Source organism: Rhizobium sp. TRM95796 (assembly GCF_025779995.1).
Lineage (GTDB): Bacteria > Pseudomonadota > Alphaproteobacteria > Rhizobiales > Rhizobiaceae > Rhizobium_E.
Window position 1 is genome coordinate 1,275,909 of record NZ_JAOXHE010000001.1, and the last position, 22,570, is coordinate 1,298,478.

The 22,570-nt window shown below is 58.1% G+C and carries 17 protein-coding genes, 1 tRNA gene and 1 pseudogene; 4 read left to right on the forward strand and 15 right to left on the reverse strand.

From position 1 onward, the window contains the following. Nucleotides 1–426 precede the first annotated feature (426 nt). Together OCK01_RS06045 and OCK01_RS06050 are read left to right on the forward strand one after the other, a co-directional pair. Nucleotides 427–1,431, forward strand: a complete 1,005-nt coding sequence (locus OCK01_RS06045; RefSeq protein WP_263823116.1) for a hypothetical protein — start codon at nt 427–429, stop codon at nt 1,429–1,431. A gap of 31 nt (nt 1,432–1,462) precedes the next feature. Then, a complete protein-coding gene (locus OCK01_RS06050; RefSeq protein WP_263823117.1) occupies nt 1,463–2,260 on the forward strand; it encodes a hypothetical protein in 798 nt (265 codons plus the stop codon). A gap of 881 nt (nt 2,261–3,141) precedes the next feature. Here OCK01_RS06050 and OCK01_RS06055 read toward each other — a convergent pair. From OCK01_RS06055 to OCK01_RS06105, 11 genes are all read right to left on the reverse strand, one after another. Further along, nucleotides 3,142–3,843, reverse strand: coding sequence for a hypothetical protein (locus tag OCK01_RS06055; RefSeq protein WP_263823118.1), 702 nt, complete (start codon nt 3,841–3,843; stop codon nt 3,142–3,144). Between the two features lie 75 nt (nt 3,844–3,918). Next, the gene (locus OCK01_RS06060; protein WP_263823119.1) at nt 3,919–4,329 is read right to left on the reverse strand and encodes a hypothetical protein; all 411 of its coding nucleotides are present in this window, start codon (nt 4,327–4,329) and stop codon (nt 3,919–3,921) included. A 34-nt stretch (nt 4,330–4,363) separates the two neighbouring features. Continuing rightward, nucleotides 4,364–5,542 carry a GIY-YIG nuclease family protein gene (locus OCK01_RS06065; protein ID WP_263823120.1) on the reverse strand — a complete coding sequence of 393 codons (1,179 nt, stop codon included), beginning with the start codon at nt 5,540–5,542 and terminating at the stop codon, nt 4,364–4,366. Then, nucleotides 5,535–7,598, reverse strand: coding sequence for a DEAD/DEAH box helicase (locus tag OCK01_RS06070; protein ID WP_263823121.1), 2,064 nt, complete (start codon nt 7,596–7,598; stop codon nt 5,535–5,537). Before OCK01_RS06070 ends, OCK01_RS06065 begins: the two co-directional genes overlap by 8 nt. Nucleotides 7,599–7,718: 120 nt before the next feature. Further along, complete coding sequence (locus tag OCK01_RS06075; RefSeq protein ID WP_263823122.1) at nt 7,719–9,194, reverse strand: ATP-binding protein; 1,476 nt, start codon at nt 9,192–9,194, stop codon at nt 7,719–7,721. Continuing rightward, nucleotides 9,191–11,995 carry a class I SAM-dependent DNA methyltransferase gene (locus OCK01_RS06080; protein ID WP_263823123.1) on the reverse strand — a complete coding sequence of 935 codons (2,805 nt, stop codon included), beginning with the start codon at nt 11,993–11,995 and terminating at the stop codon, nt 9,191–9,193. The genes OCK01_RS06075 and OCK01_RS06080 overlap by 4 nt, the downstream gene beginning before the upstream one ends. Nucleotides 11,996–12,141: 146 nt before the next feature. Next, the gene (locus OCK01_RS06085; RefSeq protein ID WP_263823124.1) at nt 12,142–13,098 is read right to left on the reverse strand and encodes a restriction endonuclease; all 957 of its coding nucleotides are present in this window, start codon (nt 13,096–13,098) and stop codon (nt 12,142–12,144) included. Nucleotides 13,099–13,178: 80 nt separating this feature from the next. Continuing rightward, nucleotides 13,179–13,817, reverse strand: a complete 639-nt coding sequence (locus OCK01_RS06090) for a hypothetical protein (protein WP_263823125.1) — start codon at nt 13,815–13,817, stop codon at nt 13,179–13,181. Beyond that, nucleotides 13,814–15,004, reverse strand: coding sequence for a relaxase/mobilization nuclease domain-containing protein (locus OCK01_RS06095; RefSeq protein ID WP_263823126.1), 1,191 nt, complete (start codon nt 15,002–15,004; stop codon nt 13,814–13,816). Before OCK01_RS06095 ends, OCK01_RS06090 begins: the two co-directional genes overlap by 4 nt. After that, a complete protein-coding gene (locus OCK01_RS06100; RefSeq protein ID WP_263823127.1) occupies nt 15,001–15,324 on the reverse strand; it encodes a plasmid mobilization protein in 324 nt (107 codons plus the stop codon). Before OCK01_RS06100 ends, OCK01_RS06095 begins: the two co-directional genes overlap by 4 nt. Before the next feature lie 157 nt (nt 15,325–15,481). After that, nucleotides 15,482–15,742, reverse strand: a complete 261-nt coding sequence (locus OCK01_RS06105; protein WP_263823128.1) for a hypothetical protein — start codon at nt 15,740–15,742, stop codon at nt 15,482–15,484. Nucleotides 15,743–17,029: 1,287 nt separating this feature from the next. On the opposite strand from OCK01_RS06105, the gene OCK01_RS06110 reads away from it, so the two are divergent. Continuing rightward, nucleotides 17,030–17,647 (forward strand): recombinase family protein, encoded by a 618-nt coding sequence (locus OCK01_RS06110; RefSeq protein ID WP_263823129.1) that lies wholly within the window; start codon nt 17,030–17,032, stop codon nt 17,645–17,647. Between the two features lie 33 nt (nt 17,648–17,680). Here OCK01_RS06110 and OCK01_RS06115 read toward each other — a convergent pair whose 3' ends face one another. The 4 genes from OCK01_RS06115 to OCK01_RS06130 form a co-directional block, all read right to left on the reverse strand. Further along, nucleotides 17,681–18,889, reverse strand: a complete 1,209-nt coding sequence (locus tag OCK01_RS06115; protein WP_263823130.1) for a hypothetical protein — start codon at nt 18,887–18,889, stop codon at nt 17,681–17,683. A 133-nt stretch (nt 18,890–19,022) separates the two neighbouring features. After that, nucleotides 19,023–20,954, reverse strand: coding sequence for a DUF6538 domain-containing protein (locus OCK01_RS06120; RefSeq protein WP_263823131.1), 1,932 nt, complete (start codon nt 20,952–20,954; stop codon nt 19,023–19,025). Nucleotides 20,955–21,043: 89 nt separating this feature from the next. Further along, a tRNA-Ser gene (locus tag OCK01_RS06125) sits at nt 21,044–21,133 on the reverse strand. A gap of 180 nt (nt 21,134–21,313) precedes the next feature. After that, nucleotides 21,314–22,246 carry a DUF4357 domain-containing protein gene (locus OCK01_RS06130; RefSeq protein WP_263823132.1) on the reverse strand — a complete coding sequence of 311 codons (933 nt, stop codon included), beginning with the start codon at nt 22,244–22,246 and terminating at the stop codon, nt 21,314–21,316. A gap of 112 nt (nt 22,247–22,358) precedes the next feature. On the opposite strand from OCK01_RS06130, the pseudogene OCK01_RS06135 reads away from it, so the two are divergent. Beyond that, nucleotides 22,359–22,493: pseudogene (locus OCK01_RS06135) on the forward strand (type I restriction-modification system subunit M N-terminal domain-containing protein); the annotation flags it as partial. Nucleotides 22,494–22,570: the final 77 nt, after the last annotated feature.

The following is a 22,570-nucleotide window of genomic DNA, read 5'->3' on the forward strand; positions in this document are numbered from 1 at the left end:
TAAATAGGCGGAGAGTGGAATACAACTTGGCGGAGAGGGTGGGACTCTCCGTCAATTATCGCACTTTCCGTGCACTGCTCGCAACTCACGGACCAATCACCCGAATTGCGATACCGAGAGCGATACTTTTAGCGATACCGAGGCTCCACGTCGAGCCCTGTTCTAAACCCGAGACAAGAGCGTCAACAAAAAAATGAGGCGGGTCGCCCCGCCTCAATTGGCCAACCGTGTTCGCGGCTGACTGTCGCAACGATAGAGAAAGCGGGGTTCGCCCCGAAGCGTCGAACAACGCTCTGACGTCAGAAAATACTTATTGAGGGAAAATTGTCAAATACGTTTTATCACATAAAAACGAAATTTCCCTCTTGCAATAGACTGAGGGAAAATGTATGAATTCGATAAATCACGAATTCATGGAGGATGATTTTGCGCGCAGACCTTTCAAGAGAAGAACGTATCAACCTGCTCGATGTCGAGCTTTTGAACGACTGGGACTTCGGCCAGTGGATTGTCAGTATCGTGGAGGCTGCGGGAGAGTATCTGACGGCCATAGTTGGAGAGCAGGCCGCGGCGGAAGGGCTGACCACTATGCTCGCTCCTGTCGGGGCCGCCACCGGATATACCTACTCTGGCAACGAGTGGCGGCGGATTCTCGAAGATGCCATGCCTGCCATCTACGGCATCTGGCCTATCGCGCGGCGGCTCGAAGAGGCCGCTGCATACGCGATCTACGGAGTGATCTTGCAGAAGGACGTCGCCCCGTCGGAGCGGCGGCGGTACATCGAATCGCTGGTCAGCGAGATGATGCAGTTTATCGACAAGTCTCCTCTCGCACTCTGGAAGATTTCGGCATCAGATCAAGATATCCAGCTGACAAAAATCGTTCGGCTGGCGGCGAACCGAATGGCACTTGATGACGGCGGCTTGGTGGAGCCCGCGGCACTCGCCGAGTTTGGCGGCGTGTCCGAAGGGCGCATTCGAAACATGATGTCCGGTAATGATCGAAAGCTCGGGAACGAAGGAGGACGAATACCCGCAGCCGATGCGCTTGCCTGGTTGAAGGATAGGGCCGAGTTCTTCGATTCTATCTGGGAATCGGTTGATGAGCCTGAGCAACCTTCGCAGCCGATTGATGCCGCTTCCACCGTACTCTTCATTCCGGTGGGGCGCGATGGGACCCCGTTCCATCCCGGGCTGATCCGTGGAGGAAACTACACGGTCGGCACAAAGGGGGATGAGGTCCAGATAGCCGATTTTTCGGATGCCTTGGCGCACTTGCAACGGATGCCTGCACCCAGTTGGCGACGTCCGAATGACGTTGGGAATTGGGGTATCATTCGCGGTGTCGAATGGAAGAGATTTACCACCGATGAACTGCACGGGTTGCCTGCAAACTTCCGAATTCCCACTCGCGATCGTCTCTCAGACTAATTTTTCAACACAATTGAATATGGAGACCTTAATGACGAACATTGCGTCACTGCCTACACTTGCCGATTTCTCGGCGAAAATTACCTCGGCCTCGGTGTCACAGATCACCAACGATCTTACCTTGGGCGGCAGCCTGAGACTTGCGACGGAAGGTCCGATTACCACGTCATACGCGCCTTTCGAAACGATCAACGAGAAGGCAAAAGTGGTGATCTGCGGCATCACGCCCGGAAGGAGGCAGGCTACTGATGCCTTGCTGGAAGCGCGACGACAGCTCTTGCGCGGCGCGGACGTCGCATCTGCGGCCAGGGCCGCCAAAGCGACTGCAAGCTTCGCCGGATCGATGCGCGCGAACATAACTGCCATGCTGGACTATCTTGGGCTGCACGAGAAATTGGGTATCCAATCGAGCGCGGGCTTGTTCGGCTCATCGGCTCATCTCGTGCACTATACCTCGGCCATCAGATATCCGACATTCGTTGGAGCCAAAGATTACGGCGGTTCATCACCGCCCATGACCTCGTCTCCGCTGTTGAAATCTTTCATTACCTCGTCGCTGGTCGAGGAAGCTATCGCTCTGCCGAATGCGCTCTGGATTCCTCTTGGCGGTAAGGTGGAGGAAGCAATTCAGTTGCTCGTCGGGAAAGGCCTCATTCGTCCGGAACGCGTTCTCACTGGCATGCCGCATGCCAGTGGGGCGAACGCAGAGAGGATCGCTTATTTTCTGGAGCGTAAGCAAAGGGCGCTTCTCTCGCAGAAGACGAATGCCGCAATCATCGATACAGGGCGAGAGAAGGCTCGACGAATTGTGTCGAATCTTGCCCTCTGATCTGCCAGTTTCAAATTCCGCATTCGGTCGTCTACCGCATTTCGAACATCCGCACGGCGGCGGCCGCCGAAGGCACCAATGTCAATTCGAACTCGCGCCCAGGCGGGTTCCAACCCTCGGCCATAAGGCTCACCCAGAAGGGTGAGCCGTCCTCCCGACGATCCGGTTCCCACGCAAGCAAGGACGTCAGTGGTTTCGTCAATCCGCAGTACACCTGATTTGCGGTCTGTCCTATAGCTATCGCAGGATAGCGTCTCTGGGGCGAGCATCCTTATGGTAGCCGTTCGAAGCGGGGCATTGGCATGCGTCCGACGGAGTGCAATCTCACGATCTGACAGTTCCGCATTTGCGATCGCTCGGCGGAGTCCCGCCTCGTCGGGCCTTGGCGCAATGGGCGCGGTCTGGCCCAGCGGGCGTGAAGAGATTCCGGATCAAGCGTCAATTCGCACCACCAATAGGGTCCTGGTTCTCTGTTCCGGATATGCGGCAAGCCTAGAGGCGCGCCCGATGCGACTCGGCCGCACAGATTCCGGCGCTCGGCCAGGCCTCGAAATTCGACGAATTCCTTCCCAGACCCGCCCGCCTCAAGGTGAAGATAGAACAACTCCCATTCGCCTGACGGGGCATTGAAACGTTTGTGTAGTCGCGCATAGCAGGGTTTACAGAGCGGGTAGTATGCAGGTGGCTGGAAGATGAATGGCTCGGAATAGTCCTCCGAATGCCATTCCCCTGGCGGACGGTCATGGTCGCCGCACATTCCGCTGGGCTCTCCTCAAAAAGGGGGCGTGTTTCCCGGTCAGCTTGCGATAGGAAGGAGCGATCCTGACAAGTTGCTGGGGGCTATAACCGTTGCAAGTACCAGTCATTTCTTTGCCAAACTTTTATGCGTCCCGCAAGATATGAGACGCTATCCGGTCACCAGGCATGTTGTAGAAGCGAGTATTCAAATCAAGGAAGACACCGCTCTTGTCCTTGAAAGTCTGACGTCGGTCACCATCACGGTTGACGAATCCGACATTGACATTCAGCCAGAAGCGGAACTCTCCGGCATCGAACTGCCAGAGGTTTTGATCGCACATCTCTGCTGAAAAGGTCTCCCGAACTCTGCCCAATCTACATACGGTCATCACCAAGTTGACTGGTGTTTGATCCGACTTTTCCCATAGGAATTCGTCGCCGTCCAAGTAGTCGAGATCGGCCTGAGAAAAATCCCATCCGGAGTTGGACTTAACTTCAGTCAAATCGTCAAACGGATGTGTATGAAAATCCCCCAGCAGCAGCAGATGTGGCGACCAACGTTCAATCAAATTGTGCTTCAATTCGGCGGCATGCTCATGTGGCGTCACCGAACCGTTTGTTCGCCTTGCCGAAAGACTAAGGCTCATTCTGTCCAGATAAAGATTGACCGTTTCGCCTTCTATTCTCCTGAATCCCCAGATATAACCGAGCGTCTCTATCTTCTCCTTATTCTTCTTGTTTCGCTGATCGCCCAAGACATAAGCCTCGAGCGCCGCAAGCGTCATGGACTCGATCAGCTGATCAGAAAGCTTAACGCGGAAAAAAGGCTCTTTGAATTTTGTCACTATGTCCTCCGCAACCGATACGCTGCGCTCGGTCGTGCACAGATTTCGCCGACGCAGACTTTTGCAAGATAGTCTTCAGCGTTCCGCCATTCCCGCGGTTCCCTCGATATTTCTTGTTTCCTTCCTGACCCTCATAGCGTTGCCAAGCGAGGTCATCAGAGCTTCGATTACGATATCTTGCATTTCTGTATGGCTGAGATCACGCCATCCGTTGCTACGCTCACCCTTTTGGAATTGAGCGTCGGTAAACCGGAGAATTGTCTCACCGAATTTTTCAACAACGGTTCGAAGACGAGCTCTCTCATCGAAAACATTGAGCATCGAATCTTTGTCTCTCAACTCTTTGTAAATTGAGCCTAGATCGGAGGTCTTGTCATACAGAGCGGAGAGCAGCACCTGAATCGGCAGACCACCTACAATGTCCTTTTGCTCCCAGGGCGACAAGGCCAGAACCCGCCCCTTCAGCACCTCCATGTTTTCACTCATTTGAATCTCCAGTTAATTTATCTCGACAGAATTTTCAGATCGCCCTCAACCGCGCCTCGGCTGGATCATACTCGTACCCCGTGATTGACCCATCCTTCACCTTCTCCACGACCTCGTCGATGACATGCAGTGGCACCAGATACCACTCCTCCGGCTTCACCGGGTTGCCGAACCTATCCTTTATCGTGAGGTCCAGGCGCGCCGGAGACAGGACGCGGTGAAGCACGTGTTCCAGCTTGATCCGGTTGATATTAAAAAGCCTGTAGGTGGCGACGACCTCGACATCGGCCAACAGGTAGGTTGATTGGAGTCGAGCGCCCGCGATCCGTTGCTCAACCGACATGTTGGTGACGCCGATCTTGTGCACGAGGTCTCGGTTTTCGGCGACCGTAGGATGGTCGGACTTACTTCTCAGCACGTAGATCGTGCCGCTCTCGATATCTCCGTCTGTCATCTCCCCGGAGAAGAGCGGCCCGGCAACGGGGTCTGTAATTCTGCGGCCAGCGTCGTCCTTGTTCAACGAACGCTGTAGCGACCGCATGAGCATGTTGCTTTCGGTGCCATTGTCGAAGATGACGCGCAACCGGGCGTCGGTTCGCCCATGCTCTGTGGTGAACTGCTCGCCCATGTCAGCCACATATGCCTTTTGCCCGCCGACGATAAACCAGGCACCCGGTCGGATTTCCGCTTTGAGTTCGAACGGACGTGTCTGGCGAATTCCGGACTCGAGTTCCTGCTGCACGCTGTCGAACAGTGACTTGAACTCGTCGAAGTCTGCGCACGGAGTGCGGTTGGCTACCTCCTCGGCCGCGCGGACTTCTGCCCGCGGCTTCACATGCGTAAGGTTGGTGAGGTCCACGTCGCCAACGGGTTCGACGCCCAACTCGGCGAGAAGCGCGTCGTCATCAAGGTCTTCGATTTCTTCCTTCGAAGCCGGAGCCGCTACCAGCAGCCCGTACCGATCGAAGTCCTGCAATAGCGCTCGGCAATCCTCCTGCTCGCGCAGCCGATCGAGCCGGACGGCATAGAGGCGTTCGAAGATGTCCCGGGATTCTCCGTGCTGGGGAACACGGCCATGTTCCTCCCGAAACCGGACGATGTCTTCAAATCCGGCAATGATGCGTTCCTCGCGCGGCGTCCTGGCAGCCTGTTTCTTGGCCTCCGGGGCTGCGTCCAGTTCGGCGAGAAGGTCTTCGTCGGAAATATCAACCATTCTGCTTTAGCTCGACATGTCGTTTCAACGCCGCGACGCCCTCTGCCAGTCGCTTCTCCCATGCGTCCGGCGACGTGATGTCCGGTGCGCGGCCCCGCTCCTCCTTGAACTTGCGAGCGCGAAGGGCAAGGTCTCGCGCCTCTTCATAGGGAATACTGACCTTCTTGCTCGCAATGACCGCGGCGACCTGCTTCAAGGTTTGCTCGCTCATGGACTTCGCGAGGATCGAATAGGCAGCCTCGAACGGATTGATCCGGTCGATCATGTCGATGTCCAGATTGCGGACGTCCATGGCGAATTTGCGGACTCCGTCGATCAGCGCCGATCCGCCTTTCAACTGTCCGGCGTCTTCCATTTCCGCCGCGATAGCCTTGGCCTTCTGGGTCAGGTTAAGTGCGGCGATGGCGTGCTGCCGAATGGCTTCCTGGTCGACGTCGCTGAGTTCTGGATAGCGTTCTTTGACGATCTTACCCATTCGGACCTGCGTCAGTTCTTCCGGCACGGTCTCGTCATCGAACAAGCCCTTCTCCAAGGCGGGCTTGTCCTGCACGAAGGCGGTGATCACCTCGTTGAGGTCTTCCTGGCAGATGCGCTTGGCCTCATTGCTCTGTGGTGTGACAAGGCCGTTGATCTCGAAATGAAACTGGCCCGTCGTTTCGTTGAAGCCGACATTCGTACCCTTGGGGTCGTAGCCCTTGTCGCCATAATCGAAGTCCGGCAGCGGGCCGCTCTCGGCGTTCTTGGGCGTGAAATTGAACCGGGGCGCTAGGACCTGTTCCATCAACAGGCTGGCGGCGATGGCCTTGAGCGTATCGTTCACGGCGTCCACGACAGCCTCTTCGCTCGCATCCGGTTCGGCGATCAGGTTCGTAAAGCGTGCCGAGCTCTTGCCCGGCGCGTCGCGGGTGGCCCGGCCGATGATCTGGATGATTTCGGTGAGGCTGGCGCGGTAGCCGACTGTCAGGGCGTGTTCACACCAAATCCAGTCGAAGCCTTCTTTTGCCATGCCGAGCGCGATGATGATATCGACATGATCACGATCGTTGCGATGCGCCGGGTCTTTCAATGCGGAAACGACCTTGTCGCGCCGCGACGGCTCGTCGTCCACCAGATCGGCAACCTTGATGAGACGCCCGTCCGCAAGCCGGACTCGGTGGAACCCCGTCGCCGGGTCTTCGCCCTCCCAGCTTCCGAGTGCATCCATGATCTCGTTGACTTCCTTGACCTTATCCTTCGTGCTTTCCCGCGAATTCACGTTCGGGATATGCACGATGGTCTTGAGGGCCGGGTCGAGAACCTCGGTGATGGCGTCGAGATATCGGCCGGAATAGAAATAATAGCCAATATTGAGAGACTTCAGGTAGTCGTAGCCGTTGAGTTGTTCATAGTAGGTGTAGGTGACGGTGACGAATTTCGACTCGTCCTGCGGCGCAAGAACGGCCTCGGCGTCGCCGCGAAAGTAGGACCCCGTCATCGCGACCAGATGCACCCTGTCACGGGACAGGAACTGTCCGAGCTGCGCGCCGAGCTTGTTGTCCGGATTGGCGGAGACATGGTGGAACTCGTCCACGGCGATGAGGCAATCGTCGAAGGCTTCGACGCCCAATTCCTCGACAGCGAACCGAAATGTCGCATGTGTGCAGACCAGAACCCTGTCGTCGCTCTCCAGGAACTGGCCAACGGCCTTGACCTTGGACTTGGCGACGGACGAATTCTCGATGCCGGCGACGTTGCAGAGGTTCCACTGGGGCTTCACTTCCCAGTCGGCCCAGAAGCCGTATTTCGAAAGCGGCTCGTCGGCGAAACTGCCACCGATCGACCGTTCCGGGACCACGATGATCGCCTTGCGGACATTCTGATTGTGGAGCTTGTCGAGCGCGATGAACATCAAAGCGCGAGACTTGCCGGATGCCGGAGGCGACTTGATCAGCAGATATTGTTCGCCACGGTGCTCGTAGGCGCGCTCTTGCATCGTGCGCATGCCGAGTTCATTGGCCTTGGTCGAAGCGCCAGTTCCGGCGGTGCGCATGGAAACGGATGGAATGACCTTGCCCATTTTGTCAAAACCCGATCAAGAATGAATCTACAAAGCAAGATATTGAAATCATTTATCAGTTCTCTCGTTTGCCATGCTTCTCCCTCTCTGAAATCAAAACCCGATCAAAACTTTTCAAACCTAAGCCCAGAACGGAACATAGCCTGCTCGCGGATGGGCAGGGTCGGCAGGCTTGATCCAATTTCCACCGAGGGCTTGCCGGATGATGCCGGATGCCTGTGCGGCATTCTGCGGGTCGATCCCAAACCGCTCGCAGAGCGTTGAATTCTTCATGCGCTGACCGCTGACATATTTCAGGGCCGCATGCTGGTAACAGGCCCGGACCCGCTCGTCCGGAGTCATGTCCGCAAAGCGTCTGGGCGCGAAGAGAACAACCCGCACTGCGTCGCCTTCCGCTCGGAAATCTGGCGGCGGCAATTGATGCAGTTCGACGGCGGCGAACACCTTGTCGATCCCGGTTCCCTGTTCTTCGCACAGGTTCATGCGGCGCATCAAGGATGCGAGCGCCTCGTTGCGTGAACGCGGTGGCGAATCCAGAAACCTCTCGGGCTGGATGAGCGGCTGACCCGGATTGGTGATTTCCATTCGGTCGGCAAACAGTTCGATCAGCGGGCCTGCCCCGGTGATTGTCATGTCCTGGTGGATAAGGGCGTTGGCGACAAGCTCGCGAATGGCGATGGATGGGTAAAGCGGCCGCTCCTCGCGGAAGGCTTTGCCGATATGCTCGTTATGCGGCAACAGGTGATCGAGATATTGGATCAGGCCTTCGAACCCGGTCGCGTAGCCTCTCTGCCCATCCTGTCGATGGGTCACGATGCCCGCACGGTTCAATCCGTCGTATGCGACGAAACGAATGCCCTTGCGGGCGATGGACGGGGAAAAGTCGCCGAGCCGCTTGGCGAAAAGAACCGCGCCGAGATTGGTGATATTCCAATGTCCGCCGACGTCTTTCTTTATGAGGCCATCGGCATCAAGCTTTTCGAGAATGCCACTACGGTTGTCCGGCAGCGGTTGCTTTGTCAGGCTGAAATAGCTCGGATAGTCCAGGCGCGCGAGAACGTCATCGCTCGACAGGAACTGCGCCGCAATCCCGGTTTCCCACGCGTAGGGCTGCAATCTTGCCCATAGCGCCCTGAGGCGTTCCGGATGGTCGGATAGCCGCGGTGTCGCGCTACCGATACGGATATGGGCCGTTCGCTCGAATTCCACAGGGCTGGTTGCCGCCGCGGGTATTTCCAGGAGGACGATCCTTACCCCTCGATACTCGATCGGCCGGAAAGAAAACGCGATCGACGGCTGTAGCCGCTGAGCCAGCCAGAGTTCGAGTGGCTGGCCCTGTTGCTTCTGGCTCGTCGGCTCGAAGCTGGTGCCAACGGCCGTGTGATCGTCGTCCCTCACGCCCCAGATCACATAGGCAAAATGCTGGTCGGCGAGACGGGCGGAATTGGATAGCGCCGAGATCAACCGGCCGATCATCTGCGGGTCTTCATTGTTCTCTTTGAACTCGACCCATGAGGTCTCGGCCGGAAGGCTCCTCAGGTCATCGACTAGAGCCAGGGTGCGAGCATCGGCCATCGTGGCCTTGGTGGCGGTCATTTGCCTGCCCCCCTCCGCTTGACTGCCCGGCTGCCATCCGAAGTCATCTTCGTGTAGAGTTCGAACAGCTTTTCCAGCCGCTCGGTGTCGTTCCGGAAGCGGCGACCTATATAGATGCGTTCCAGTACCTCATCATTGCGCTCATGGGCCGCGCGCAGATCGGCGGGCATGGTGTCCGGTTCGTAGAGATCAGCGATCGTCGCCGGAAAGTGCGCTTCCCGGACCAGGAGGATGTCTTCTGCGCACCGCGTCAGGTCGGACTTGTTTTTCTCCGTCAATGGCGGCACTGGAAAGGTGTTCCAGCCAAGTGAGTTGGAATAACGGTATCGCGTTTCCAGCTTGCCGCATACGGTGGCGATCCAAACAAGATGGAGGCGCGAGGCGATCAAGGCCATGTTCCAGAGCGGGGCGTCGTAAAGGGCGAATGCATTGTCAGACACGATGGAATGTTGTGACAGTAGCCCAACCGGAAGATAGGGACGGGTTTCAGACGTCACCTTCGGAACAACGATTGATGACGTACGCCCTCTACCTTGAATCTGCTTAAAGCGATGCGGGCGGTCAGCGAATGCCCGTGTCGACTCGGCATCGCTTTCCAACCTCATTTCCCGAACTCCAGCCAGGCGGGCGGCAACGAATTTCGATTCTAGCGCGGCATCAACCTCAGAATCTTCTATCCATAGGCAGCGTCGGACAATTCCTTTTACGTACTCCTGCGATCCAACAAAGTCATGGACGAAGCGAGAGATTGTTGGCTCCGCGCTTGTCGCTGCCACTGCCTCATCGAAGGAAAGGAGCAGATTTCCACCGTCTTTGGGCATGTTCCCCAAATCCATGTACGCAGTCCCCGATATCGACTTTTTCGAAGGCTGAATGTCGATATCTCTTCCAGCAACAAGGTAAGCATTGATATTGCTGGCCTCCTGCACCACCACTTTGCCACTGTCATCTACGGAGTATAGGCGGCCTACTGCTTGCTGTCTGTTAGAAATACCAACGATGACAACGGTGACGCCCGCATTGTTGCTCGCCAGGTTAGACCATTTGAATGACGTGTGAGCGAATTGAATCTTGTGGTTCGTCTTGAAAATTAGCGGCCACAGAATTGGAACCTGAACTCCTTGGCAAATTGAGTTTGTGGCCACCAATGCGGCGACGGCGCTTGTCTGCGTACCGTAGTCTGCGGCCTTCATGAACCAACCTGCCACGTAGTCGAGTGACTTCCAGCTATTCGTTCGTCGCTCAAAGATCGCCTTGAGGTCAGATTTATGCTCGTCTGTCTGCCACTTGCTACCAAGATAGGGCGGATTGCCGCAGATGTAGGTTTCCCCACCCTGGTTCTCGAAATCAATCTGAGCCTGATCGAGAGGCGTGTGAAACAGATCGTTGGCGTGAAGTTTGACACCAGTCCCTGCAGGAGGGCAGATGCTCAGCCAATCAAGTCGCAACGCATTCCCGCAGACGATCCAGTTCTCGGCGTCCAGAGGCAGGAACTCGGCAAGGGCTTCCTTCTGGCCACGATAAAGGACGTCACACTGATACTCCGCGATAATCAACGCAAGACGGGCTATCTCCGCAGGGAAGTCGCGCAGTTCGATGCCCCGGAAGTTCGTGAGGGGAATTTCCGTGCGCCGATCCGGCTCCCCACGGCGTTTGTTGATCTCGGCCTCGATCTCCCGCATCTGCTTGTAGGCGATGACCAGGAAGTTCCCAGACCCACACGCAGGATCGAAGACCCTGATCCGGGACATCCGGTTGCGGAGGTTGAGAAGCTTGCGAGCGTTGTCACCGGCCTCCGCCAACTTTTCGCGAAGGTCATCGAGAAATAGAGGGTTCAGGACCTTCAAGATGTTCGGCACGCTGGTGTAGTGCATGCCGAGCGCACCACGTTCGTCATCGTCGGCGACAGCCTGGATCATGGACCCGAAGATATCAGGATTGATCAACTTCCAATTCAAGCCGCCTATGTGCAGAAGATAGGAACGGGCGATCTTGCTGAACGTCGGCACCTCGGTGTTGCCGGAGAACAAGCCTCCGTTCACATAGGGAAAGCCATCTGCCCATCTGGGTATGTCCGCCGCCTTGCGATGGCGGTTGTCGGGTTTCCCCTCATGCGTGGTGCGCGTGTTCATCGCCCGGAAAATCGTGCTGATGACCTCGTGTGTATTCGAGGAGTCGCGCTCGCTCATCTGGTTCACGGTAGCCGTGAACAGACCTTCGCCGTTGAAGATGTCAGTATCCTCGGCGAAGAAACAGAAAATCAGTCGCGCCATGAAGTGGTTCATGTCCGGACGTCGCGCCGCCGTCGCCCATTCCGGATTGTCCTTCAGAAGCTCAATGTAAAGCTTGTTCAACCGGCCGGTCGCCCGGATGTCGAACGAGCTTTCCCGGATTTGCTTGACGGTGGTAATGCCCGCCAGCGGCAGGAAGACGCCGAAATGATCCGGGAACTCGGGATAGGGGCAGGCGACGGTTTCGCCGCTGGTAAGGTCTTCCGCCTCGAACCATTTGCCATCCGTTGCCAGGATGAACTTGGCCTTGTTCGACGCCGTCTTCGGGCTGTTGCGCAGCGTCACAAGGGTCTCACCGACACTGCCCTCGGCACAGGTCGCGATATGGATATTGCTCTTCTGAAGGACCCCGCCCGCGACATCCGACGAATTTGCCGACGATGTCCTGAGACGCTTGATCGTCGTTTCCTTGTTGCCGAATGCGGCCAGGAAGGCGAACGGGAACTCGACGGCGTCGAACGGCTCGCTGGCGAGCACGGACACGGCTTCTTCGATCTCGACGGCATTCATCGGGCGACGTCCTCCATTCCCTTGTTCTTATGCCGACCCTCGCGGTGGAGGATCGGAGATTGTTGGGAAAGATCAATAGCGGATGGGGGTTGAGTCGTCATGCGAAGGATTGAGGTCTTCCAATACTATCTTGCGGTCAAATCCGCTCAGCCGGTGACGTCCGCAAAATAGTCTTCGTCGATGCTTTGAATTCGGTACGTCTGGCGGACACGCACGCCGACGCCATGCTGTATCATGAGGCGCGCAAGCCGTTGTCCGTTGATCAGAACAACACGATGCTGGACCCGCGTGAGGTAGTCGTGCGCGTCCTTGGAAAAGTCGGATGTCGTCACGAAGACGCCCTTGGTCGCGCCCTCTCCGGTCAACGATCCGATGAAGCGTTGGACATCGGGACGGCTGACCTTGTTCTCCGGTGCATAACGCTTCGCCTGAACATAGACGGCGTCCAGGCCGAGGGCGTCTTCATGGATGATGCCGTCTATCCCGCCGTCGCCCGTGGCCTTCGTCATCAAGCCGTTCGCGAGATCACCCCCGCCGTAACCCATCGCGATCAGGAGGTCGATAATAAGGCGCTCGAAGCGCTGCGGGGAAAGCTGTTGCAGGACCCCAAGGAGTTCGTCGCGCAGCGCGGCGTCCAAAAGGGACGCGGCGGCGGACATGGCGTCTTCCGGCGTCTGCCGCTCGTCGATTGGCGTGAGGTCCACAATTATCGAGGTCGCGGGAAGTCCGCCCTGCGGCGGCTCGGCGTCACCGCCCTGCCGTGAGCGCTCGATCCATTCGGTGAAGCCCTCGAACCCGGCAAGCAGCTCGTTGTCGATCTTGGTTGGGCTTGACGCGATCACCTGCCGACCGAGGTCGGTGATTTCGTGATGGTTCCGGCGGGGGGATGCGAGCAACCCGGCTTTCGAAAGATAAGTCCGCGCCCAATGCGCGCGACTCTGCAGTACGGTTGTCCGTCCGCTGGGGATGAGCTCGGCCGCCTCGGCGTCGGAAATGTCGAATTGCTTCTGAAGGGACGGAACGCAAGCAGCGACGTTGGGCGCACCCTCGGCAAACAGCCTGAGGACCGGAAGCATCAATGTCTCGTAATCCGGTATTGCCATTTCACCCCTCCAGGACTTCATCGAGAAAGTGTAGAAGGGGAAGTGAAATGGCAAGAGTTGAAGTCACCTTTTCCCTGCCCTTAGGGCTTCGGCGGCTTCGGGTCCTCGTCGGGGTCAGGTATGTCAGGACCAAGCCCGGGCGTTGCCGGAGCGCCCGCACCGGCTGGGCCAGGTACGCCGTCATCTGGGGTCTCGACGTCCAGCCAAGCAAGGGTTGATCTCAGGAGCCGGACATCGGTGTCTTCGTCAAGACCGCTGCGGACGTGGCAAAGCAAGAGGCTACTCCAGAGACCCCATTGCTCGACGTGATCGAGCCAGTCCCGGCAAGGCTCCGGTGCCCGCTGCCGGAGAACCTTCATGGCGTCGTCTCGGCTCTTGCCACCGCGGCGCACATGGTCAAACAAGACGGAATACGGCACGATGCCCTGCGCCAGAACAACGCCGACGTAGCGAGGGGGAATTCCAAGACGTCGACCGATATCCCTCCGATATGCCTCGCCCGGTGAGAGCGGTGGCGAGGTGTAGGGAGTTGGGGTTACGACGCTCGGAACAACCGGCATCCGACCCAGGAGGATTGTGAAGAGGGCTAGTAACTGCACCGCCACCGACTCCGCAGGATTGGCGCGGCGTCGCCTTCGAGCTTCGAGCATCATGGCGCGGAGCCTGTCATGGCAATTGCGGCGTCGCCTTCTCGGGGTCTTCGATTTCTCATTGGTCATGGTGCCGTCCTCCGCCGATAATCATAGGTCGGCTCGGGCCGCTCTGCGCGTTCGGCCGGTGAATACGGAAATGATTTCCGCTTCCGTCGAGCTTCCTCGATCTGACGGGTGAGACGTGAGGTCGCGGGTTCGAATGCCCACCTGATCCATTCCGCGAGTTCTTGGGCGCGGCGTAGCAGTTCGTCCAATTCCCTATTGAGGCAGGCGAGCATGATGTCCTCCCGGCGGCGGCCGGTTATCGCTGGGAGAGGCGATCGAGCTTGTCGGCGACGGTCTTCAACGCGATGGCTTGACGCTGCTGGGCGTCCAGAATTAGACGGAGCAAGTCCGTTAGTTGCCCGACCCGGTCTGGTCCTTCCGGTGTTTCGAGCAGTGTGAGCAACGGCAGGAGACGCGCTGTGTTGCGTTCGACCGTCGCCAGCATGTTTGGGTGCTGACTTCTGGTTTCCGATAAGTCGTTCATTGTCGAATTCTCCTTCAATGATTTTCTGGAACTCGTTTCTCCGGACTCCGGCGGCACGGTTGGCGGCCGCCACGAAGACGCCGTCGCGGGTGACCAGGATCGCGCCCTTTTCGCCGTTGGCAAGGCGAAGACCCTGGGCCTTCAACTCCGCGCGGAATGCCGCGGTGCCTATGGCGAAGGCGGACTTCAATCTGGTACGATTGAAGCCGGGCGACGTCCGTTCGGCCCTTTTGCGCGCCGTGTCCGAGAAGCCCTCGATCCGTGCTTCACGACGCTCGGCACGGGAAGGCTGGACATTCTCGCCATGGTCGGCCTCGTAGCGCCGGGCGAGCTCTTCGAGACGCGCATAGTCCTTGCGGCAGTCGAGGACTCGAAACGAGACGGGGTCCACCTCGGCGACGGCGACGTGGAAATGCGATCGGCTGTGCTTGATGTGCCTCACAAGCAGCCGGGGCCTCTCCGGGCCGATCTGGAACTCCGCGTCCACCATCCGCAGGAAGGCACTCAGGTCTGAGGCCGACATTTCCTTCTCCGGCGAGATGGAAATGTGGCGCAGACTATATCGGCAACGCTTGAGGTCAGCGAGCGCATGGGCGTCGAAGAGGGAATTGCGGTCGCCCGCCAAGACTTCAATGCTTTCATTTTCTTCCAACTTGTCCAAGAGGTGATGAGCGAGATAGGCGATGCCGCCTTCCCTACGGATACGGGTACTTTGGATGATCATCGGATGATCTCCCGCAGGTGCGCGCGCAACGCGTCGACGCCAGCGAGCGTCTTCGACAATTCGGCATCGTGCCCGGTCAATTTCCCGCTATGTGCCCGACGCACGAGTTGATTCAGGAGCCCGCCGATCCGGCCAAGTGCGGCAAGTGTTCGGGCGAGTTCAGCCAGATCGCGCCTGTCCAGTGCCGCGGCGGGCATACGCACGCCCAGCGCAGAACGACGCACCATTTCCGACAGCGACATGCCGCGGGACTTCGCGAGGTCCTGAATTAGAGCCAGTTCGTCCGTGGTGGCTCGAACTCGAATGATCTTGTCGCGCATTGCCGCTCTTCCCTGGCCCGGCACGGAAATTGAGGGGTTCACGGGGGTTTCCCCTGACCTGCGGGGCGTGTATCCACACGCCATTGCTGGCTACCCCTCATGTCTTCGCAGATTTTGGGTTCTGGACTTCACCGGCGCAAAGGGCGGGGTCTTCGCTTCAGGCGATCGGTAGATTGACTTTCATGACATCGACGAAGTGGCCGACGTCGATCCGACCAAGCCGAGCGTCGCGCTCAAATAGGATCGCCGCACCGGGGAGGCGCGAACGGCGGATGAGGTACAGCCGGGAGGAACCACGGACCTGAAGATATACAGACGCAAGATAGAGCAAACGTCGGCCCTCGCGGTCACGCTCGTTAACTTCCTCGACAAGAAGGTTGAAGGTCAATCCGGGGATTGTTTTCAGTTTCGAGGTCATGTCAGATTGTCAATTTCCATGCCGTTTCAACGAGATGAAGAATAGCAAAAAACTGGAAGCGAGCCCAGGAACAGAAACGGGCACCGCGGGTCATGCCCGATCGTCTGTTAACGGACTATGCGGAATCTTAACGGTCGAATTCATCGTTCCGAACGTCCCGGATGCGTCGAAAACCGAACAATCGATCGGCCGAAAATCGAACTGTCTGTAAGCGTCGTTTTGATGGATGGTTCGATTTTCGAAGTCTTCCATTCGATTCTCGAACTGAATCGTTCGACGTTCGAACGATCGTCGGGGATACTGCGAAAGCATTGGGACGGGCGGATTTTCGTTCCGGCCTCGCCGGGTCTAGCCGTCACGTACAGGTACGTGATGCTAGGGCCAATCGTCGGCCAAGTGTTGGACCCTTCGACTTTCGACGCGACCCTTTCGAGTTTCGAGGTCTTTAGTACGATTTTCGGACCTTCGCCGCTCCCGGTGCCGACTGAGTTTCCACCGCCGCGCGCGGTCTTCGCGTCTTCCAATTCTTTCGTTATCCCTTGTTCGATCCGCCGGAGGCAGGGCGAACCCGCCTGCGGGGCGGAACCGAAATCCCTCGTCCCGATGCCTCGGAATTGCCGCCGCGCGCAGCGCCCGTCACCCCGAAGGGGCCGAAGCGTCGCGGCGGACGGCAACGCCGTTGACCAAGCGAGCCCGGTGGTAAGCTGGCGGCATATGGGATGGGAAATGGAATCTGATAGGTCCTAACCTGCCTCCGATGGTAACGACGCTCTACGAGCCGCAATAGAGGAGCGTGGAGCGCGGTTAAGCAACTTCCCTGTCCATTTCCCCTCCGGCGCGTGTCCGAGCCCCATGGCAAAATGAGCATACCGGAGAAGTCAGCATAGCGCCGCCGCTTGGCGGGACTTCGGGAGTTCGCGTGTGCGGCGACCGGACGAAGCGTAGCCGCAGGAGCCTCAGCGCAGCGGCGGGCGAGATAAGCCCGGAGGCGGGACCGACTGCGCCCGGCGTCGCACTCCGATTGAAATTTCTCACCCTCGTCGCCGTAGCAAGCCGGGTGTCGGGAAGGAGTAGGCTTGCGGGCAAAGTGAGACGGACCAATGACCCTGAAGCCTCGTCTCATCCTGATTATCGCTTGCTTGTCGCCTCGCTGAAAGAGGTTTCGCCGACGTTTGCGGGACGTAGATAAAATGACGGGAATCGTGACGTCTTGCGGCCGACGAAGCGGAGATTCATTCTGTGTCACGCAAACGACCGTTTGCATGACGGATTGAAAGGCAAGGCTCCATGGGGGAACTGATCGGGTATATGCGGGTGTCAAAGGCGGACGGCAGCCAGGTGCTGGACCTCCAGAAAGATGCCCTGATGCTCTTCGGCGTCGATGACCAGATGATCTATGAAGACCTCGTGTCCGGAAAGAAAGACCATCGACCCGGACTGGATGCCTGCCTGAAGGCACTGCGATCCGGGGACACACTCGTCGTGTGGAAGCTTGACCGGTTGGGTCGCGATCTCCGACATCTGGTGACGACGGTGGATGATCTGTCGAAGCGCGGCGTTGGCTTTCGAGTCTTGGCGGGTGACACGCCGCTCGACACCAACACGGCGCAGGGGAAGTTGATGTTCGGAATCTTCGCATCGTTGGCGGAGTTCGAGCGAGAGCTGATCCGTGAGCGAACCCTTGCCGGGCTGGCGTCCGCCCGCGCCCGAGGTCGTGTCGGTGGTCGGAAGTCTTCGATGACGTCGGCCAAGATCAGACTGGCTCAGGCGTCGATGGGCAAACCCGAAACCGTGGTTGCCGATCTCTGCAAGGAACTGGCTGTATCCCGACAAACGCTCTATCGGCACGTAGGGCCAGACGGGGTCTTGCGCGAGGATGGCAAGAAGGCGCTCGGGGTCTTGTAACCCTTCAACGACGTCATGCTTTCCAGCGCCCTGCTATAAGAGCCACCTGATCGCGGCACGAGCGAATTCGACGATTTTGGTTCCCCACGAGCTTACGACCTTTTTGGCCCGAGATAGTCGGTTTGAAAGCCCATGCCAGAACGGGTCAGTGGATGGTCGGCCAGCTGAGCATGAGGTGTCGGCGTGCCTCTCTTGAGATTCCTGAGTTACGCGAACAGTCGCTGAGGGATACATAGACCCGGCGTCCGCCTGGCTCGTCTCCACGACTTCGGCGTCTTCGCTTCTGGCGGCCTCGAACAAAAGCGCGGCGACCCTGACGCCTCGAATTTTGACCATCACCTTCGACAGCAGCCGATCGCCCGTGAATACCTGCCGCCGGGGACCGGCGGTTTCTGCACGATTTCGTTTCCGTTGCCCCTTGTCGACGGCAACCGCCACCGTCTCCTCCGGCGACCGCCTGGATGCCTTCCATTTTGCAAATGCGCCTCCGGACCTCACGAAGCGGAAACGGCTCTGTGTGAGACCCCAGACAGCCTTGAGGGCATAATCCGGCCATGTGATCATGACCTTGTTCCGGAAAATACCCCAAAGCATGTAGGTTGCGATTGCCGCGGCCTTTCGGATCGGGCTGTCCGGAAGGTCGATCTTCGAGAATTTCGTCATGAGACGTCGGCGGACGGCTTCGCGGCCTTCCGGCGCTATCCGGGCGACGAAATGCGCATGTAAATCGAAGAGGCCCGAGACGGGATCGAAACGGGGGTGGACGACAAGCAATAGAAGCTCGAATGCAAACCGCTTGCGCAATTCCGAGAACTCGATGTTGATCCTGTCATTGAACCGCTTCATGGCTTCGCGAAGATCGGCTGCCTCCGCTTTCGCGCCAGTCAGGCCGATCCCCCAGTAGAGGCAATCCTTCAAGCCGTCCTCGACGGCGAAGGACTCGAAATCCTGCACGACGGGACGATTCTTGCGAACGGCATGGCTCGCGAAAAGCCGGGTTCCCCGGAGCGGTCGTCCGAGGTCGATGACCTCGCCGGGACCGTCTTGCAAGGCCACGAGGTATCGCTCCTTGTCCGACTGATACGGGTTGATTCCAATGGCTTCGAGGCGCTGCGCGAGGGCGGCCGCCTGCCTATGCGGGGTGGACTGGTCGCCGACCGAGGTGGGCGAGCGCTCGATACTGGCCTCATATTCATCGGTGAGAGAAAACTGTTTCTCGTAGTCTGCGCCGGCAGCTATCATGATGACTCCAATGAAAGAAGCGCCACCTGAGGGTTCCAGCCCATATTCAGGTGGCGTTTTTCCATGGTCCGCGCCGGAGACGCGTGGGTCAATCGCCGATTAAAGGATCGAGACTTTGAGGGCGCGTCCGAAATCAGGTCTTGGAGGGCTTTCGCCCAGAGCTGCGTTTCTTGCCGTCCATCCTCTCGAAATCTAGACCTCGGTAACAGGATAGGTCTATTTCCGGATTCAGTTCCATCGAGGCGATGCGCCTCGCCTTCTTCTCTGAAATCACCCGGAAACCGTACTTCCCATGCTCGTCCGTGCGGACTTCGTGCCCGACCTGCAATTTGCTGTCGCGCTCGCTGATGTCCTGATCACGGGATTCGTCGATGTAACCACCCCGGAGCGAATGGAAGACCTCCCCACGAGTATCCTTGATCCCGGCTCGACCGAACAGGCGCGCCATATATTGGGAGGCGCTTTTGCTCGGATCGACAAGCCGCGCGAGTTCCTGAAAGATGAAGCGGTCGCCGAGACCAGCGGCCCATTCCACAAAACCGATTTCCACCAGAAATTCGTGGAGCACGAAGAAAGTGATACTGGCGTCGGTTTTGTAGGGGATGCGTTTCCAGACTTTTCCGTCCAGGATGATGCCGGGTGTCTGCGCTACCCAGACTCCCTTGAACTTTTCCCGGAGATCGCTACCCCGGAGATGAACCAGCAGGGCCAGCCTGCGCCCTGTGAGCAGGCCAAGCAACGGGAGCATAGCATAGTCGAGTTCCTCGGTCTGAACACCAGCCTGCAACAACTGAGTGATCTTGTGATAGGCCAGCGGCTCCGAGGGTATCGACGGCCGCGCCGTGTCCGGATAATCAAGTTTCGCGCCCCGAATGACGTTCGTCAGTCCGTGATGGCGTTCGGCATATCCGAAGATCGATTTGACAACCGTGAGGTAGCCCTCCCGCAAGGTCTTCTTCGACAACGGTGCCAGATGGAGATCGGCATTGCCCTTGAGAATTTCGCGTGCAGACATTGTTTCCGGCCGCTCTTCCTTGTTCGCAGGCCAGTGTTTCAGCAGATTGACATAGGCTTGCAGGTCCGTAACACCGTAGGTGTCAACGGGGTGGTCGCCAATCAATTCGAGAAACAGGTTCGCGCGGAAACGGGCGGTTCTGATATCGTTGTCGTCGGCAGATGTGTTGATTTCGCGCTGTGCGAAATATTCGGCTGCGACCGTGCTGAACGATTTCATGCTCGACGACGGACGCTCCACGTAGCGGCGGTCTTGCATGGCGGGAGGAAGGTCGGATTGCGGCCCTGAGGTCACCCTGGGCGCTGCGGGTATCACACGCATTTCGACTGCCGTGGTCCGCGGGAGCGTTTGGGGTGACGGGGGTAAGTCTAGCTTCGCGGACGGTGATGGCAGAACCGTGTCGCCGGACGTGTACGGTGTGCTCGCGAGCGTTGGAAGGGGCGGTTCGGCCTGAGTCACCGGATCGAACTTCTTCGCCGCAGACGCTACCAGTATCGACGCATTGTCGGCGACCAGGCTGTTGTGCGGCCGCCCCTCCTGCTTGGCCACCACCTCCCGCGAAATCTGGACCAGATCGCGCCATCCCTCGAACCGTCTCTCGTCCTCCGGCGATGGCGTCGGAATCGGTGTCCGGATGTCATAAAGAACCGCTTTCATCCGTGTGGTCAGGAACGACCACAACAAATCTGCGTCCTCGGCGTCGCCTTCGCTATCGCTCGTAAGATCATCCATGTCTTCGCCATTCTGCATCCGCCGTTCGATCTCCTGAAACCATTTGAAGGCCAGCCCCGCCAGCATCGCCGCGACACGGCGCGCCTCGCTGGCGGACAATGTGCCCAAGCTCACGCGCAGAGGACGCTTCACCGCTCCGCCTGCGATCCGCCGCGGCAGTTTGATTTGGAAGAGCCAGATATTGCCGCTTCTGACGAGATACGGACCGCATGATCGCTGTTTTGTGTTGCGATTCAGTTTCCCCGAGGCTGCGGGTTCCGGCCCGGCAAGCGATACCGGAGGGTGTACCGGGCGCGATACTTTTCGCGATACTTTCATGACGATTGTCCCTGAATTGGGGCCGTCGGTCAGGAAATTGCGAACAAAGCCAAGAGCTTGCGGCTAATTGACGGAGAGTGAAAATCCGATGGCGGAGAGGGTGGGATTCGAACCCACGGTACCCGTAAAGGTACTCCGCATTTCGAGTGCGGTGCAATCGACCACTCTACCACCTCTCCGCAGTCCGCTTTCGCCCGGGTGGAGAGCTGGTCGAGGGCTCAGGGGCGAAGCGTGGCGCGGATATAGCGACGATTTTTGAGGATGGCAAGATGGAAAAACGGGGTTTCGGGCGGTTTCTTCAGGTCGTTCTCCCAAGCGCCCGGCGGCACCCGTAGAGGCTCAGTGTGGCGCGGCTGCGCCTAATCCTCGCTGGGCGGGGCTGGCGTGGCGAGACCCAGAACGGCGCCGAGTTGAAGGCCGTCCCCTTCTCTCAGCCAGTCCATGTAGCCTGTAGACCTGCGGCCCTTGACCAGGGCGGACGCCGGAGAGGGCTTTGAGAATGGAATATCGCGCATCAGTTCCATGTAGTCGCCGCGATCGATCAGCTCGCCATTTTCGATTGACTGCTCTCGCAATCTCTTCACGTTTGCCGGCAAGGTTTCGGTCGTCTTCGCACTGATCTTCGACCCTCGCAGCAGAGTGTATGAGCCGTTGGCATATGTGAGAAAAGCCTTGTCTTGAGGACGCTTGGGCAAAGGCGAATAGAGCTTCAGCGTGGGGCTGGCCGCTTCAGTAACGGGCTCATCAACCAGGCGGGACACTTGCGGCGACGCCGATGTCCGCTCCTCCACGGAGAACAGATCATATCCCAGCGCCTCGAGGACATAGATCAGATTTCCCAGATAGGTCCGCATCGTCGCGATATCGGCGCGCGGGAGATTTGATCCTGTCGGCTTGTTGCTGTTGGCGACCAGCGCCTTGCCGCTGTTGCCTTTGAGGATCATCCACAATTCGCGTTCCAACCACTTTACGTGCGCGCGTGTGAGATTGTCGTCCTTGCTGGTGAAGATCAGGAACGTGTCGAAGTCGATCGGGAATTTTCCGCTCGTATAGCGTTGTGAAAAGTCATCGCTCTCGCCGACATAGATTTCCGGCAGGTCATCGTCGGCGCTGGAGCGGATGAGCAGGTAGACACATGAGCGACTGAGAACTTCCGCCTCAAGCGCCTTCTTGAAAAACTCCGGCTGGCCGGTGATGGCGACGCCCGTCCAGTTGTCGAGCTCCACTGTTCGCAGACTGCGCGGATCCTGCCCGGTGATAAAGATCTTGACGACGCGACCGACCGGATCCACGACGTTCCTCCCCTTCTACAGCATCAACACTCAACTTTATGATGCAACTTCTGTAACACGTCTCTATGGCTTAGTGTCAAACCGACTCGAATGAATATTGGAATGAGACAGCATGCTCACAGGTGAAATCCGCTCGAAGGTCGATCAGGTCTGGGCCGGCGGGATCTCCAATCCGCTGGAGGTGATCGAGCAGATCACCTACCTTCTCTTCATGCGCGGCCTGGATGACATCCAGACGCGAGAAGAGAGAGGTGGTTCGGGAAAATTGAACAGTTGAGATAAGTGGCTTTCGGCTTTTGAACACGGCAGTATGCCGGCAACAGG

Bases quoted from the DNA above. Each gene is read 5' to 3' on its own strand.
- OCK01_RS06100 (WP_263823127.1), bottom strand. From the start codon at position 15,324: ATGCGCGACAAGATCATTCGAGTTCGAGCCACCACGGACGAACTGGCT.
- OCK01_RS06110 (WP_263823129.1), top strand. From the start codon at position 17,030: ATGGGGGAACTGATCGGGTATATGCGGGTGTCAAAGGCGGACGGCAGC.
- OCK01_RS06090 (WP_263823125.1), bottom strand. From the start codon at position 13,817: ATGACCAATGAGAAATCGAAGACCCCGAGAAGGCGACGCCGCAATTGC.
- OCK01_RS06070 (WP_263823121.1), bottom strand. From the start codon at position 7,598: ATGGGCAAGGTCATTCCATCCGTTTCCATGCGCACCGCCGGAACTGGC.
- OCK01_RS06075 (WP_263823122.1), bottom strand. From the start codon at position 9,194: ATGACCGCCACCAAGGCCACGATGGCCGATGCTCGCACCCTGGCTCTA.
- OCK01_RS06065 (WP_263823120.1), bottom strand. From the start codon at position 5,542: ATGGTTGATATTTCCGACGAAGACCTTCTCGCCGAACTGGACGCAGCC.
- OCK01_RS06095 (WP_263823126.1), bottom strand. From the start codon at position 15,004: ATGATCATCCAAAGTACCCGTATCCGTAGGGAAGGCGGCATCGCCTAT.
- OCK01_RS06115 (WP_263823130.1), bottom strand. From the start codon at position 18,889: ATGATAGCTGCCGGCGCAGACTACGAGAAACAGTTTTCTCTCACCGAT.
- OCK01_RS06080 (WP_263823123.1), bottom strand. From the start codon at position 11,995: ATGAATGCCGTCGAGATCGAAGAAGCCGTGTCCGTGCTCGCCAGCGAG.
- OCK01_RS06085 (WP_263823124.1), bottom strand. From the start codon at position 13,098: ATGGCAATACCGGATTACGAGACATTGATGCTTCCGGTCCTCAGGCTG.
- OCK01_RS06050 (WP_263823117.1), top strand. From the start codon at position 1,463: ATGACGAACATTGCGTCACTGCCTACACTTGCCGATTTCTCGGCGAAA.
- OCK01_RS06060 (WP_263823119.1), bottom strand. From the start codon at position 4,329: ATGAGTGAAAACATGGAGGTGCTGAAGGGGCGGGTTCTGGCCTTGTCG.
- OCK01_RS06105 (WP_263823128.1), bottom strand. From the start codon at position 15,742: ATGACCTCGAAACTGAAAACAATCCCCGGATTGACCTTCAACCTTCTT.
- OCK01_RS06120 (WP_263823131.1), bottom strand. From the start codon at position 20,954: ATGAAAGTATCGCGAAAAGTATCGCGCCCGGTACACCCTCCGGTATCG.